11 protein-coding genes and 3 pseudogenes are annotated in these 15,215 nt (G+C 57.8%); 6 read left to right on the forward strand and 8 right to left on the reverse strand.

Annotated elements, in window-relative coordinates; genetic code table 11:
* The first annotated feature begins 20 nt into the window (after positions 1–20).
* The 3 genes and pseudogenes from ACMDCR_RS01190 to ACMDCR_RS01200 form a co-directional block, all read left to right on the forward strand.
* Positions 21–824 carry an N-formylglutamate amidohydrolase gene (locus ACMDCR_RS01190; RefSeq protein WP_413990770.1) on the forward strand — a complete coding sequence of 268 codons (804 nt, stop codon included), beginning with the start codon at positions 21–23 and terminating at the stop codon, positions 822–824.
* Positions 814–1,479 (forward strand): isochorismatase family cysteine hydrolase, encoded by a 666-nt coding sequence (locus ACMDCR_RS01195; protein WP_413990771.1) that lies wholly within the window; start codon positions 814–816, stop codon positions 1,477–1,479. The genes ACMDCR_RS01190 and ACMDCR_RS01195 overlap by 11 nt, the downstream gene beginning before the upstream one ends.
* A gap of 61 nt (positions 1,480–1,540) precedes the next feature.
* Positions 1,541–1,975, forward strand: a pseudogene (locus tag ACMDCR_RS01200) (ABC transporter substrate-binding protein); the annotation flags it as partial.
* 132 nt (positions 1,976–2,107) lie between these two features.
* On the opposite strand, the gene istB reads toward ACMDCR_RS01200, so the two are convergent.
* The 6 genes and pseudogenes from istB to ACMDCR_RS01230 all read right to left on the reverse strand — a co-directional run bounded on the left by istB (position 2,108) and on the right by ACMDCR_RS01230 (position 7,670).
* A complete protein-coding gene (gene istB, locus ACMDCR_RS01205; protein ID WP_413990772.1) occupies positions 2,108–2,866 on the reverse strand; it encodes an IS21-like element helper ATPase IstB in 759 nt (252 codons plus the stop codon).
* Positions 2,863–4,317 carry an IS21 family transposase gene (gene istA, locus ACMDCR_RS01210; RefSeq protein ID WP_413993798.1) on the reverse strand — a complete coding sequence of 485 codons (1,455 nt, stop codon included), beginning with the start codon at positions 4,315–4,317 and terminating at the stop codon, positions 2,863–2,865. Before istA ends, istB begins: the two co-directional genes overlap by 4 nt.
* A 165-nt stretch (positions 4,318–4,482) precedes the next feature.
* Positions 4,483–5,511 (reverse strand): annotated as a pseudogene (locus ACMDCR_RS01215) (TrlF family ATPase); the annotation flags it as partial.
* A gap of 111 nt (positions 5,512–5,622) precedes the next feature.
* Positions 5,623–6,579 (reverse strand): DUF2971 domain-containing protein, encoded by a 957-nt coding sequence (locus ACMDCR_RS01220; RefSeq protein WP_413990773.1) that lies wholly within the window; start codon positions 6,577–6,579, stop codon positions 5,623–5,625.
* Positions 6,580–6,603: 24 nt separating this feature from the next.
* The gene (locus ACMDCR_RS01225; RefSeq protein WP_413990774.1) at positions 6,604–7,020 is read right to left on the reverse strand and encodes a DUF5615 family PIN-like protein; all 417 of its coding nucleotides are present in this window, start codon (positions 7,018–7,020) and stop codon (positions 6,604–6,606) included.
* Positions 7,017–7,670: a DUF433 domain-containing protein gene (locus tag ACMDCR_RS01230; RefSeq protein ID WP_413990775.1), complete on the reverse strand. Its 654-nt coding sequence runs from the start codon at positions 7,668–7,670 to the stop codon at positions 7,017–7,019. The genes ACMDCR_RS01225 and ACMDCR_RS01230 overlap by 4 nt, the downstream gene beginning before the upstream one ends.
* A 134-nt stretch (positions 7,671–7,804) precedes the next feature.
* On the opposite strand from ACMDCR_RS01230, the pseudogene panD reads away from it, so the two are divergent.
* A pseudogene (gene panD / locus ACMDCR_RS01235) lies at positions 7,805–8,279 on the forward strand (aspartate 1-decarboxylase).
* A 455-nt stretch (positions 8,280–8,734) separates the two neighbouring features.
* Here panD and ACMDCR_RS01240 read toward each other — a convergent pair.
* Both ACMDCR_RS01240 and ACMDCR_RS01245 read right to left on the reverse strand, forming a co-directional pair.
* A complete protein-coding gene (locus ACMDCR_RS01240) occupies positions 8,735–9,187 on the reverse strand; it encodes an NUDIX hydrolase (RefSeq protein ID WP_413990776.1) in 453 nt (150 codons plus the stop codon).
* Positions 9,188–9,288: 101 nt separating this feature from the next.
* Complete coding sequence (locus ACMDCR_RS01245; RefSeq protein ID WP_413990777.1) at positions 9,289–12,264, reverse strand: Tn3 family transposase; 2,976 nt, start codon at positions 12,262–12,264, stop codon at positions 9,289–9,291.
* Positions 12,265–12,420: 156 nt separating this feature from the next.
* On the opposite strand from ACMDCR_RS01245, the gene ACMDCR_RS01250 reads away from it, so the two are divergent.
* Both ACMDCR_RS01250 and ACMDCR_RS01255 read left to right on the forward strand, forming a co-directional pair.
* Complete coding sequence (locus ACMDCR_RS01250; protein ID WP_413990778.1) at positions 12,421–13,014, forward strand: recombinase family protein; 594 nt, start codon at positions 12,421–12,423, stop codon at positions 13,012–13,014.
* Positions 13,015–13,815: 801 nt separating this feature from the next.
* On the forward strand, positions 13,816–15,210 hold the full coding sequence (locus tag ACMDCR_RS01255; protein WP_413990779.1) for a dipeptidase: 1,395 nt from the start codon (positions 13,816–13,818) through the stop codon (positions 15,208–15,210).
* Positions 15,211–15,215: the final 5 nt, after the last annotated feature.

The following is a 15,215-nucleotide window of genomic DNA, read 5'->3' on the forward strand; positions in this document are numbered from 1 at the left end:
CACATACCAGGGAGTTTTCGATGAGTGACCACGGCCGCTTTTGTTTGGCTGAAGGCGATCCCGAACCATTGGAAGTAGTGACGGACGGATCTGTCGGCGATTTCTTCCTGACATGCGAGCACGCAGGAAGGGCGATCCCGCGTTGCCTTGGCGACCTCGGCGTGGACCCCACCGAAATGGAAAGGCACATCGCATACGACATAGGTGCGGAAGCTGTGTCTCGAAAACTGTCGCACGCGATGGGGGCACCGCTTTACATTCAACGCTTCAGCCGCCTGGTCATCGACTGCAACCGGCCTTTGGATGCGCGGGACTCGATCCCAGAGGTAAGCGACGGAACGGAAATCCCGGCCAATATCGGATTGGATACTAACGCCAGACGGGCACGCTACGAGCAAATCCACGAACCTTATCATCAAGCGATCGCGAGAGCGTTGGATCAGTCGGGCGGGTCCGAACAAAGGCCGATACTACTTGCGATCCACAGTTTTACACCGGTTATGCGCCGTTCCGGCGAGGTGAGAGACTGCGAACTTGGCCTTCTCTTTCATCGTGATGGCCGCTTTGCACGCGCGATGCTGGCTGAGGTCAATGCGAGATACCCGGAAATCAGGGCATCGCTGAATGTGCCATATACGGTCGACGATATGTCGGACTACACAATCCCCGTCCATGGTGAAAAGCGGCGCATTCCCCATGTTCTCATAGAAATCAGGAACGATCAGATTTCGACGGAAGCCGGGCAATCGCGCTGGGCGGAAATTATCGCGGATACAGCGCAAGCTGCAGCCGCCAAAATGGAGCTGGAAAACAATGGATTATAATAAACTGACGACGCGTCTCGTGAAGGTGGAACCGGCCAATTCGGCTATTCTCTTCATCGATGTCCAGAACTTTTGCGTCAGGCGCGACGGTGGCGAATTCAAGGACACTCCCCAGAGCGAGATCGACACGAAATACGCGTATTACTTCGACCGTCTCTCGTCAGTGGCCGTGCCGAACATGCAGCGACTGCTCGCGAAATTCCGCGAATCCGGGATCGAGGTTTTACACACGACCATTGAGAGTCTGACCCTGGATGGGCGGGATCGCAGTCTCGACTACAAGATCACCGGGTTCAATGTTCCGAAGGGTTCGTGGGATGGCAAGGTGATCGACGAGCTAGAGCCCCTCGAGGACGAAATTGTCTTTCCCAAGAGCTCTTCGAGCGTTTTCGTCTCTACGCACATCGACTATGTGCTCCGGAACCTCGGCGTGCGACAGCTCGTCATCTGTGGTCTTCTGACAGACCAGTGCGTCGAATCTGCCGTCCGCGATGCATGTGATCTCGGCTATCTGGTGACCTTGGTCCCGGATGCATGCGCAAGCTACACGCGTGACCGCGAGCAGTTCTCGCTCAACGCCATCAAGGGCTATTGCCGTCAAGTCTCCACCGACGAACTGCTCGCGGAGCTTGCAGACGTAACGGCAGTAAAGTGACTTCACCGCCCGGCATTCGCCGGGCCTTATTTTAACTGCTGACAAAAGAAGGGGAATGACAATGAATAAGCTCAGTTTACTCTTGGCGGCGACATCCATCGTCGCGGCACTTGCTGGCGGAGCTGTTGCTGATGATGGCAAGATCATCATCGGTGGCGCGCTGTCTCTCACCGGGGTCCAGGCTCCGCTAGACACGCCCGGCTACAAGGGCGCGCAGGTTGCGGTCAAATATCTTAACGACAATGGCGGCATCCTGGGAAAACAGGTCGAATTCCTGAACATTGACGGGAAATCGGATGCCGTAACCGTCGGCAATGTTGCCGTCGAGCTGATCGAGAAGGGCGCTCAAGTCATAGTTGCACCTTGCGATTTCGACTTCGGTAGCCCGGCAAGCCGCGAAGCACAGACCGCGGGCCTCGTGGGTATTTCCACGTGTGCCTCCGACCCGCTTTACAGTTCTTGGTCCCTGGGCGACAAGCAATTCACGCTTTCGATGTCAACGGCGGAGTAAAAACCGTCCACGTGGCGGAGCAAAAGTCGGCCACTGTGGCGCCGGCCTGAGACCCCCGCTCGGGCTACGCCCTCCCGGGGGTCTCAGGCCGGCGCGGCGATTTTTTGAGGGAGCGTTTCAGCCGGCCTTTCGGGCGCGACTTTGAGCGAGACGATAGCTGTCGCCGTTCATCTCGAGGATGTTGACGTGGTGGGTGATGCGATCGAGCAGAGCGCCGGTGAGACGTTCGGACCCCAGTGTTTCCGTCCATTCGTCGAAAGGCAGATTGCTGGTGATCAAGGTGGCGCCGCGCTCGTAGCGTTGCGAGATCAACTCGAACAGCAGTTCCGCGCCGGTCTTTGATAGTGGCACAAATCCCAGCTCATCGATGATCAGCAGCTTGTAGGCGGCCATCTGCTTCTGGAACCGGAGCAGGCGCCGCTCGTCGCGGGCCTCCATCATCTCGCTGACCAGGGCGGCGGCCGTGGTGAATCCGACGGACAGACCCTTCTGGCACGCGGCTAGGCCGAGGCCGAGCGCGACATGCGTCTTACCCGTGCCGCTCGGGCCCAGCGCAATGACGTTCTCCCGGCGCTCGATCCATTCGCATCGGGCCAGTTCCAGCACCTGCATCTTGTTCAGCTTCGGAATGGCGGCGAAGTCGAAGCTGTCGAGGCTTTTGACGACCGGGAATTTGGCCGCCTTGATCCGACGTTCGACCTTGCGGCGGTCCCGTTCGATCATCTCCCGTTCGGCAAGCCGGAACAGGTAGCCGACATGATCGACGCCTTCGGTGGCGCATAGCCGGGCCAGCTTCTGGTGCTCGCGCTGGAAGGTTGGCAGCTTGAGGGTTTTGAGATAATGGGCAAGCAGGATGTCGGGCGCTTCGGTGCTCATGCCGCTTCTCCCGCATCAGACGACAGGAGGCGCATGTACGCCTTTGCTGACGTCTTCTCGACAGTCGCCCTCGGCAGGTAGGGATAGATCGCCAGGTCCAACCGCGGCGGCCGGCGCTCGACCCGGCACAGGATTAGATGCTTGACCGCATCGAAGCCGATCGCGCCGAGCTGTATCGCCTGCTTCACCGCTGCATGTAGATCGGCAAGGTCGAAGCTTTCCAGCAGGCGCAGAACCTGCACGTATTCTCGCCGCCCATGCTTGGCCATGCGGCCTTCCATCAGCCGGCGCAGCGTGGCGAACTCGTCTGGCAGATCCCAGCCCTGCAATGGAGCCGCCTGATCCAGAGAATTGAGCTTCCGCTCGATCAGCGGCAGGTAATGAACGGGATCGAAGACGACGTCTTCCCGTTCCCAGCATCGCGGATGACGCGCGATGACCTCGCCGCGGCAGCCGATCACCACCTGATCGACATAGCCCCGGACCCAGACGTCCTGATGGCCGTAGGCGACGGGTACGGAATAGTCGTTCGTTTTGTAGCGCACCAGCGACTGGGCTGTCACAACAGCGCTGGCCTGGTCACAGGCATCAAACGGCGACGCCGGCAAGGGACGCATGGCCGCAAGATCGCGCTGCAGCCGTTCGCCAATCGTCTCGCTCTCGCCCCGCAGCTTGTCGCGCTGGCGTTTGCGGCACTGCTCTTCCAGAAAAGCATTGAACGCATCCCATGTCGGAAACTGCGGGATCGGCACCATGAAGTTGCGCCGGGCATAACCGACAAGGCCCTCGACATTCCCTTTATCGTTGCCCTTTCCCGGACGGCCATAGCGATCCCGGATCAGGTAGTGGGACAGGAAGCCGCTGAACAGCGCTGCCCGCTTGCGTGTGCCGTCGGGCAGGATCTTTGCGACAAGGCAACGGTCGTTGTCATAGACGATCGACTGCGGCACGGCCCCGAAGAACGCAAAGGCGTGGACATGACCATCCACCCAGGCTTCGGCCACTGCCGCCGGATAGGCACGCACATAGCATCCGTCGCTATGGGGAAGATCCAGCACAAAGAAGCGAGCTTTCTGCTCGACGCCGCCGATCACTACCGTCGCCTCGCCGAAATCGGCCTGCGCATGGCCCGGTGGATGCGACAACGGCACGAACACCTCCTGGCGGCGGTGATCCCGCTCGCGCATATAATCCTTGATGATCGTGTAGCCGCCGGTGAAGCCGCACTCGTCGCGAAGCCGGTCGAACACCCGTTTGGCAGTATGCCGCTGCTTGCGCGGCATCACCATGTCAGCTTCCAGCCACTGCTCGATCGTCGAAACGAAAGCATCCAGCTTCGGACGCCGGATCGGCAAACGTCGCTGATAGCCGGGCGGCGTCGAATACGACAGCATTTTGGCCACGCTGTCGCGCGATACGTTGAAATGCTTTGCTGCCTGACGCTGCGTCATCCCTTCGGAAACAGCCAGGCGAACCCTCAGATAAAGTTCCACGGTGTAGATCCCCTGTCCCTCCTGCGATCATTGCAGAAAGGAAATAGGTGGCCGGATTTTACTCCGCCCGCGGCAGGACTATTCCGCCGCTACCGTGGCCGACTTTTCCACCGCCGCTCTCACCGCGAGTGCTGTCTTGCCTGAACCGCGTGCGCCGATAATTGCAACGAGGCCGGGGTTAAGAGGGATTTCAGGGGTCGTAGCCCAGGCTGCATCCGCGATGGAAATGTGTGAGATGACTTGCGAGGGCATAGCCGTTCGCGGTGGTTCCGTTCCCACATAGGCGCGACCTTCAGGATCGATGCATGCCTGTCGGAGGGCATCGAACTCGAGGCCGCCCTTAATCCACGAGAAGCGCTCTTCGACGGGCTGCCCCACAGTTTTCTGGTCGTGGGCGTCGCTGCCATGAAGGCATGGCTTGCAGCCATCGTAGTTCTCGCGCAGCTGTTCAACGCTGACGCCTTTCTTGCCGAACCAGAATTCGCGTTGCGCCGGGCTACTGGAGAAGATGATGTGAGCGAACCGCTCGATTTCCTGACGCATCGTCGCGTCGGCCGCCTGCCGCAGACCAGAGGTTCCGTCGCCGGCCGCACCGGCGACTGCAACGAGTATGTTGGCCTTTGCCCAGTCGCTCTCGCGCAGCACCCGGCGCAATTGGTCAAAATTGACCTTGAATTGCGTTGCGCCGTGGCGAAGGGCGGCGCCATCGTCGATAATGGAAGGGTCGGCACGCTTGCCAAGGGCGATGAGGTCATTGCGTGTGCAGTTATAGGTGTCGCCATGCGCCTGGAACTGCAGTCGCTGCAGAATGCGATGCAACTCAGTAACGTGGTTAGGATCCTCGGGACTGACAAGAAGATGCAGGTTCACGAAGCCTGTTTTGGCAGCGATATCCAGGCGCAATTCGACATTCGGAAAAACGAGCTGCACTTGGGGCAATCGCCCGGCCTGCTTTCGGCGTAAAAACTCCTCATAGGTATCGGTGACATAGTAGTCCGTGACAGCCACGGCCTCGATCGCTGGGCTGCAGCTTTCCAAGGACGTGAGATACGCTGCCCAGGGGTCCCCCCCTCCGAACTGATTGTTTAGGATAGTACCGGGCGCGTGGATGTGCGGCTCCCATCGCCGCCACTGCGAACCTCTGCCGATCATTGTGCCTCCGCTCGTACCGGCAGAAATAGATGCTCTATAGTCTGGCGGACTTCATATGTTGTGATAAAGCCAAGCCTTTAGCAGCCGGAGGTTGCTTTAAAGTGAAATTTTCTACGATGGTTCTTTTTGCGGGCATTCTATAATTTCGAGCAGCTCATGGATTGAGCGTGCTCGTCTCGGCAGTGAGGCCGCGAGTTCATCTGTGTCGAGAACGTATTTCTTGAGGCGGAATGTACCGGATAGCTCCCGCATCTCGAAAAAGCGCACAGGTCTTTCCCTGTTCGCAAGCGCTTGCACGATGGTGAACTTAACAGTCGATTTGCAGCGGATTCCGAAAATGACCTCTTCGAGCTCAAGTGGAGAATCCTGGACACCGCGTTTTCCTATCAGGCGCCATTCGCGTTCGTAACGCCAGCTTGCGGCCTTGCGAAGAAGGACGGCGTCGTCTACCCGGCGGCGGGCCTCACTGTCGTTGTCCATCACGGCTACATCGGTGGCCAGGACCTTACGACTGCCGCCATATGTGACCTTATGCAGATTGCCTTCTGCCTCCGGTGGAATGGAGTAGGCGGCGCAAATGCCGTTGTGTTGATCGCCATAATGGCTCCACATCAAGGGGCAAGTCGCACGGGAGCCGAAGGAGACGATTCCGCGATCGTAACGCCGAAGAAGTTCCTCCTCGAGAGACTGGCGCAAGAGCCATTGGAGCGGGTCGTCCACGTCATAGCTGGGATCTGTCGCGTGATAACGGATATCTTCAAGAAGCCGGCTGACTTCTTTCTGACTATGCCGTGCTATGTGGTCGATGGTTTTGGGGCCACGATATTTCAGCGATTTTGCGGCTGCCTGCATTTCGGCGAGGACACGCTGTTCGCGCAGGCGGCTGAGAGCCAGTTCCAATTGATCGTTGGGTAGGTCGGCATCGAGGCTCGGGCGACAATCGAGCGGGTCGTTGAAGTCGCTCGGATCCGAATAGTAGAGTTCATCTGCGACCAGCATGTCGAGAAGGCGTGGGCTGAACGCGCGATATTTAAACAGTAGTTTTGGTGGTTTGGCTGCTTCGCCCATATTTTCCCCACGAACGCCCTATGACTAGTCTCTCGGCAGGGCGTACCGGAGCACGCGCAGCTCTTCCTCGTCTTCGAGGGAAATTTCCAACACCCGATTGACGAGATCTTCGTCATCGTCGAGTTCGATCAAAGCCTGCTCGAACAGCTCAATCTGCATATCGAGGTCCATGCCTGGTGGGCCGTTGAGGCAGATCAGCCCGGCATGAATCGCGACATCGGCATATTGTCCCTTCGTCCCCGGCTTGTCTTTTGGTCCCCGGAAGTCGACCGAGTTCTTGGTGACGAACGTCCAGTCGCCGTCAAGAATGATCGGTTTGAGCTCCCAGTCCTTGAGGCCGCCCAGTTTCATCCAGACGACATGACTGGTTTCGCCGTAACCCTTTTCTATTGCCATTTTTGCCAGTTCAGGGCTGAGGCACTCATCGATCAGAAACTTCATCCCGTCTTCCTGCGGCGGGGGACGCGACGATCCGCGATGATGACCGAACCTTCGGGAAGGTCGCCGGAGACGCGCGGCCGGCCACGCAATGGATTGGCTTCCGCATAGATCGAAGCGAGTCTGACCTTGTCGGCGTCCAGGCTAGGCCAGGTTTCTAGGATGCGCTCCGTCGAATGGCCGGCGGCTACGGATGCGGCAACATCATAGACCGGAACGCGTGTGCCCCGAACGACAGGCGCACCGCCTAGGACGTCCGGCGAGGATGTGACAATCTCTCGCGCTGCGGCAAGGTCGTCCAACCGCTCGCTCGCGCCTCTCATGAACGGCATTAGATCAATCGTCAGAAACTCGTGACGCACGGTCCAGTCCTCGCGCAACAGCGCCGACCACGGGAGTGCGCGCGCTCTTGCCAGTCGGGCTTCTGCCGTCCGGATGGCAAATAGCCGTTCTTCCGAGGTAAGGCGGCGCGCGCTCTCGAAATAGAAAGCGATGAGCGAGCAAGCCCCTGCCAGCACATGACGACCGTTGTCGAGCGAGACGAAGGCTTCTGGTAGAATGTGCTCGTCGATGACGCGGTTGACGTCGCGCAGGCTCACGCGCGAGACAACAGCAGCCTCGCTTGCCTTCAGCATTTCCGCAACTGCGGGCATGTGGGGCCTCCATATTAATTCTTCCGATGTGTCGGAATATATAACCTGGAGACGGCGATTTCAAGGCTTGACGAGGAACACCTCGCCTTTGCAAGAAAGGCTCGGTCTGCGGCTTCCAGAAAAGGAATTATACTTTGGAAAAATACGTGAGCGCCAAACTCCACGGTATCAGGGTCACGGATTCGAAGCTCAACTATCACGGATCGATTACGATCGATGCGGACTTCTGCAGGGCGGTTGGTTTGAAGCCGCTGGAATATGTCGACATCTGGAACAAGATGTCGGGCGCGAGGATTAGTACCTACGTGCTCTACGGAGACGAGGGCTCCAGATTGCATTCTCAACGGGGCTGCCGCGCGCACGTGCCAGCAAGGCGATGAGATCATCATTGCATCCAGTGTTTTCGGTGAGGTCGACGATATCATACGTCTCAAACCACGCGTTCTTGTCTTCAGTCCGCAAAATGAGATCATCGACAGAATTTCCTACGAGGTGTTCCGCCGTCCGGACGGTTCGCTCGACATGACGGTGAACTCCGAAACCATCGACAACGACTACGGATTTCCTCGCTCGTTGACCGGCGCCAGCAGTACCATGGTTGAGAAATAAGGTGGGCCAGTGGCTGCCAGTGCAGTCGATCATTCCGGTTCGGGCGTCGTGCCCGTTGATGGTTTCGGTAGTTTCGCTTGCGAGGTGGTCCGAATCGCATATGTTCGGTTCATGGTAGTCCGGCCATGCCGTCCACAATGGCGAAGCCTCAGGGCAGGAACGACTGAATCAACCCGCAAGAACCTCTCTCCCAGGTGCACGGGCCAAGTGGACACGCCATAGATAGCACCGCTGGAGTGGTTCCATGCGAATTCAGCCTCCCGACCTTGATCGGCCAAAACAGGCCGCCAAATATCTTGTTCGTGCCGCGAACAATCTGAAGCTCTCATATGGGGGTCGGAACAAGATTTGCAGAAAATCGTACGCTAAGACGGAACGCAGCATGAACGCGTACCTACAGAGCGACGAAGCAACCAATAAATGTTAGAACAGCGGCTGGACGTCGGAAGCGGACGTCAAACGCTGCTACCTGATAGGAGTGCCTTCAACCCTTTGGGATAAAGGCTCGGTGAGCCGGGACGATCAAGCTCTTCCAAGGCGTACCACCGTGCGACACCGGATGTTCCGTCACTTTCACTGAAGGTGATCGTTTCGTGATGTCGATAATCATTGGAAACAAACTCGATCTCGAACACGAACATTATCTCGTGGCCGTTCTCGCCTTCAAAGACGTATAAATTCTCAATGACCAGTGGGCCCGACAGAACCTTCACTTCAGCCCCAAGCTCTTCAAGGAACTCGCGCTTTAGAGCTGTTTGGGAGCTTTCGCCGAACTCCACCGTTCCCCCGAGCGGACGAACGCCAACGACGCGCCCCTCGTTATCGTAAACTTCGGCGGCGAGGAGGCGACCGTCTCGCCAATGAAGGCCGAGAGCTTTCACATTGATATTTGAACGCAGAGTGCTCATTGGTAACGGATAGTATAGCCAACCGATGATCGCAATGGGCCTAGTCCAGCCAACAGAGCCGTTGCGGCGCCATATTGTTTTCGAATGGACGAGGTCAACTGTTACGCCGCGCGAAGAAGTCGGCCGGGAAGCCGCAAGGGCCGGAAGCCTTCCGGCATCTGCTGCTCGGTATCCCAGGAATAGATGCCAGTGAGATTTATGTGCTCCCAGCTGAGCGGCGAGACGTGCTTTAGCAGTTCGTCAGGAATATTCCGACCCTGCTGGCGCAGGTGGGTCGTGGCCCGGCTGAGATAGACGGTGTTCCAATGCACGATGGCGCTAACCACCAGGTTGAGTCCGGAAGCACGGAATGCTTGGCTGTCAAAGGAGCGGTCACGGATTTCGCCGCGCTCGTGGAAGAAGACTGCGCGCTTGAGCTTGTGCGCGGCTTCACCCTTATTGAGGCCGGCCTGACAACGCCGGCGAAGTGCCGGCGTCGAATACCATTCGATCATGAACAACGTACGCTCTATGCGCCCGAGTTCTCGCAATGCCCTGGCCAGCTCGCTGGATTTCGATGAGGCCGACAACCGCTTGAGGATCGCTGACGGCGCTACCGTGCGCGTGGTGATCGAGGCGGCCAGGCGCAGGAGCTCGTCCCAATGTTCCATGATGAGCGTGGTGTTGATCGGCGCGCCGATGTGGTTCGCCAATGTCGGATAAGCATCGGCCTTCTCGAAGGTGTGGAATTTTCTGTCCTTGATATTGCGGAGGCGTGGCGCGAAGCGCTTGCCGATCAGGCAGAATAGCGCAAAGACATGATCGCTCGCCCCGCCGGTATCGGTGAACAGCTCCTCGATTTCCAAAATGGTGTCGTGGTCGAACAGACCGTCGAGCACATAGACCGCCTCGCTTTCAGTCGGGCTGATCGGGAGGATGCTGTAATAGCCGTATTGATCGGAAAGGCCGCTGTAGAATTTCGTGCCGGGCTCGCTGCCATAGTGGAGATTGATATCGCCGCGTCTGGCGGCCCGGTCGCTGGCGCGGAAGAACTGCCCATCGGATGACGCTTTCGTTCCGTCACCCCAGATTTGTGAATGCGGATGGCGCGTATGGGCATCGGTCACGCAGGCTTGTGCGGCCCGGTAGGTTTCTGAGCGGGCGTGGAAGCTGCGCATCCAGCCAATCTGGTGAGCGGTGATGCCCTTCGACGCACCTGCCATACGTTTCGGCCCGAGATTCGTGCCATCGGCAAGCACGCCGGCCAACATGGCGGCGATGTTCTGTGGCGCATCTCCCGTCCGGACATGGGTGAACTGGTCGGCAAATCCGGTCCACTCATGCACTTCCCGTAGTAGATCGGGCACCTCGACCAGAGGATACATTTCCGTGATTTCGGCACTGAGGGCTTCTGCCGCGGCCGGTACATCGCTGGTAAGCGGCGTCACGATCAACGTGCCGTTCTCCATCCTCACACCATCGAGCTTCCCGAAACGGGCGCGCCAGGCCAGTTGTTTAAGATTGGCATCCATCATCTGCCGGACCTCGGAAAGCCAGGTAGCGCAGTCGGCCTGGACACCGAGCCCGAGTTGATCTTGCTCCTTCAGGACGGCAAAGGCTGGCTTAGGCATAAGATTTTCGTCGATCGGCCGGAACGAGCGGCTGCCTTCGACCCAAATATCCCCCGAGCGCAGCCGGTCACGCAAATGAGTGAGCGTGGCGATTTCATAAAGCCGCCGATCCGGCTTTCCATCCTCAAAAACCAGTTTCTTCTCGGTTGCACCAAGATGGCCGACCGGCACACGATCCGGAAGAACACGACGCCCTTCGACATAAAGCGCTTTCAGGGTCGCGACCGCAGCAAGCAGCGGATCGTGCCGACGGCGCGAATGGAACGTGAATGTCTGAAGGAAAGCACCGGCGAATTTGCGGATGTTTCCATGTTGCTCGGCCGCCAGAACTAGCGGCGGAGTGTGGGCGCTCTCCACCATCGCCTCAAGGCCGGGTTTGATCTGAAGCAGCCGATGCCAGCCGACTTGCCGGTTTACCGTCACAAGCGCATCTTCGTCAGTGTCATTGGCTGCCTGCAGGGCGACAATCGTGTCGAGGAACAGCCGCAGCGCCTTGGACGTTTCGAGGCGGGCGTTCATGTGACGCTGCTTTTTCCTGTTGTTCGCCTGTGAGAACAGCCGACCCATCAACTTGATGAACATCATCACCGCATCGTCGGTGAGCTTCTGGCCAAGCTTGATGACCTGCGCCACGATCGTCGCGCGTCGACGGCTGGCGCCGAAGTCTCCGGCAAGCCACGCCGGCGCCGCATCGCCTTCCCGAACCATCTGGTCCCATCGTCCGGAGGGAATGCGCGCCTGTAATCGGGGATCGATCCCCAGCGAGCGCAGGAACGCGATGCGTTCCGTCAATCCGATCAGGTTGTCTGCGCCCGGTGCGTCGGGAGCAGAGCGCAGCCAGTGAAAGCGCGTCTGTCCGATCGCCGGATCAACGTCCAGCAATGCATCGAGGGTTTCGAGCTTTTCCAGATCGATATCCGAGAGTAATGCGCGCTCGGCGCGACGACGGGCAATGCGGCGGGCTGCCAGTCCCAAGTGCTCGATTGTATTGATTGCCGGCAACAGAACCCGACGCTCCCGAAACGAGCCGACGATTGCTTTTGCGATGGCCACTCCTTTATCTGTTGTCGCCGCAGCATCGATCCCCGCCAGCAACGCGGCGCGCCGATCCTGGGTCGTTGCACTTTTCATCCCCAGATATCCGAGAAGGTAAGCGGTATGGTCGCGGCGGGTTTCCTCGCGCCGAGCATAGAACTCGAATAGCCGGGGGTCGGCGTTTAACTGCCCGGCGACATAATTGAGCATCGCACCTGGTGGGGTCTCGTTCGGCAGCAGCGTCCGACCGGGATAACGCATCAGGCAGAGCTGCACGGCAAAACCGAGCTGGTTATGTCCTCGTCTGCGAAGTTCGACTTCCAGCCGATCTGCCGGCGACAGAGAGTAGTGCCTGATCAGGCTGTCCTCATCGGTCGGAATGTCGAAAAGCTCCCGCCGATCCTGAGCATTGAGAAGTGTCCGTCGGGCCACCGTTTTTACTCCTTACAATATGCGCTGGGTGGCCAAACCTCTGTCCGGAAACGGACGATTTCGTACAGGGGCAAAACGACCTGTCCACAAATTATCTTGACAGGCTTTCGAACAGTAGAGATATTTCGGACAGCCTATTCGGACGAAATTGACGCCATGCCACGCACCTTCGCCTATGTCCGCGTCTCGACAACCGGACAGACCACCGAAAACCAGATACAGGAAATCGAGGCCGCCGGCTTCCAAGTCGAGCCGCGCCGGATCGTCACCGAAACGATCTCCGGCAGCACCGCCATCGCGCAGCGCCGTGGCTTTTCCCGGCTCATGGAGAAGCTGGAGTCAGGCGACATTCTAATCGTGACCAAGCTTGATCGGCTCGGCCGCGATGCGATCGACGTCAGCACCACCGTCAAGGCGCTCGGGGAAATGGGCGTGAAGGTCTATTGTCTCGCACTCGGTGGCGCAGACCTCACCAGTTCCTCTGGCATTATGACCATGCAGGTGCTCAATGCCGTAGCGCAGTTCGAGCGTGATTTGCTGATCGAACGGACGCAATCTGGCCTGAAACGTGCAAAGTCTGAAGGCAAGATCCTTGGCCGTCCCTCGACGCTCAACGATGAACAAAAGCAAGGCGTGCGTGACGATCTTGCAAAAGAGATGAGTGTTTCGGCCATCGCCAGGAAATTCAGGACCAGCCGCCAGACCATCATGCGCGTCCGCGATGAAGGTTCACGGTCCGTTCGAGCTTAGCGTACGATTTTTTGCAAATCTTGTTCCGACCCCGAATTCGGAGAGGGCTTGTAGAAATTCGATGTGGTTGGGATTGCCGCTGGTGAGCCATCCGGTCAGCCACCTTCCCGGTCGCGCTATCGTCCGGTAGGACGATAGCTGGTTCGGCTTCAGCCCATAGCCTTCCAGTTGGTGACCGTGACCTCAGGCCGAAGGTTTTCCAGAACGATCCGAGCTTCGCCTCCTGCCAACGGCGACGACCAGCTTGGCCGGCTTCCCGGATGTGAGAATTACCGACGTACTCGCCATCGAGCAACTCCCTTCGCTCGTTCATGGAAAGCCGATCACGGCGAAACTAGGGCAACGTGCAGGGCAGAGCGCGCGGTCACGACAAATTGCTGCGATTTTGCGTTCACCCGTCCGCTGATGTCTGGATATGACAAGCGCTTCAAGGAATGTGCTTTCAGTTTTTCGCTCCAGTGCCGAGCACGGCATATGTTTGAGTTCCTCTATCGGTGAGCAATCCGCGCCGAAATCGCAGTTCCTGACGGTCTCTTCCCATGGCCCAAGACGATAGATTGCATTGGAATGCACACGCATATCAAAACAGCGCAGTTTCTGCAGAATCTCTGCAATATCTCTCAAATTTTGCATTCGTTCGGCGCGTTGCTTCGCTAGATTGCCGTATCAACATGCCGATCTCTCGGCGCAATCATTCGATTGCGAGTGCCTGATAGAACAGGTGCAGCTGCAGTGTGTTGGGTGCCTTGGCTTTAGCGTCACCATGGTTCGGCCATAACCAAATTGGGAGTAACGAAAAACATGACTGGTCGTTTATCCGCAGTCCTTGAAGCAATTGACAACAACAAAGACGCTGCCTTGAAACGGCTTTTTGAAGTCTTGCGCTTTCCCAGCGTCTCCACAGATCCTGCCTACAAAGAGAGTTGCAGGGCAACCGCAGAATGGTGTGTTGCATCAATTCGTGACATGGGATTTGAGGCGGGCTTACGGGAAACCAAGGGGCATCCAATGGTGGTGGCTCACGATGGCAACCGGGATGGAAGACCGCATATTCTGTTCTATGGTCACTATGACGTGCAGCCGCCCGATCCGCTTGAATTGTGGACGACACCTCCGTTTGAACCCAGGCTGGACCATGAGCCGGGCAATGGCAGTGTAATCATCGCTCGCGGCGCGGGTGACAACAAGGGTCACTTCTCCACTTTTCTTGAGGCTTTGCGGGCGTGGAAAGAAACGGGAGAATTGCCGGTCGCTGTAACTGTTCTTCTGGAAGGCGAGGAGGAATCGGGATCGGAGAGCCTGCCCGAATTTTTAGCTCAGTATGGTGCGGAGCTTGCTTGTGACGTGGCCTTTATCTGTGACGTCGTGCAGTGGGACAAAGATACGCCCGCTATAACCTCCCGACTTAGAGGCATAGTTGGCCTTGAGGTATTTCTAACAGGGCCAAGCCGCGATCTGCACTCAGGGCAGTTTGGAGGGCCGGCACTTAATCCTATTCAAGCGCTAGTGCATGTGCTTGCTGGACTCCATGATATTGATGGTCATATCACGGTTCCTGGGTTTTATGATGGGATTCTGCCGCTTACCGCGGAGCAAAAGAAGCAATGGGAAGACCTCAAGTTCGACGCGGGCGCGTTTCTTGCTGATATTGGCCTTACCACCGTTGCAGGAGAAAAGGGATTCAGCGCCCTTGAGCAGCTTTGGGCGCGGCCAACATGCGAGATAAACGGTATCACGGGCGGGTACCAAGGTGTGGGTAGCAAGTCAATAATACCCTCTCGGGCATCTGCGAAAATTTCATGCCGTCTGGTTCCAGGACAGGATCCCGAGAGAATTCTCGCAGCTCTTCAAGAGTTCATTGAGCAGCGTATACCAGCGGATTGTAAAGTAGAGTTTGGCATAACTGAGGGCAAACATCGAGCCTTCACCATAGATCCACAATCACCATACTTGCGCGCAACGGCTGAAGCTCTTGAGGATGAGTGGGGGCGCCCGGCTGCTCTCATGGGAGCGGGTGGATCCGTGCCTATCGTGTCGTCGCTCAAGAATTCACTCGGCATTAACTGCCTGCCAGTGGGCTTCGGATTGGATGATGATCGCATTCACTCGCCGAATGAGAAGTTTAACCTGACGAGCTTTCACAAGGGAGCGAGAAGCTGGGCCCGGATCATCGACCGTTTGTCCCGGCCTGTTTAGGCGTG

Source organism: Labrys okinawensis (genome assembly GCF_047345005.1).
Lineage (GTDB): Bacteria > Pseudomonadota > Alphaproteobacteria > Rhizobiales > Labraceae > Labrys > Labrys okinawensis.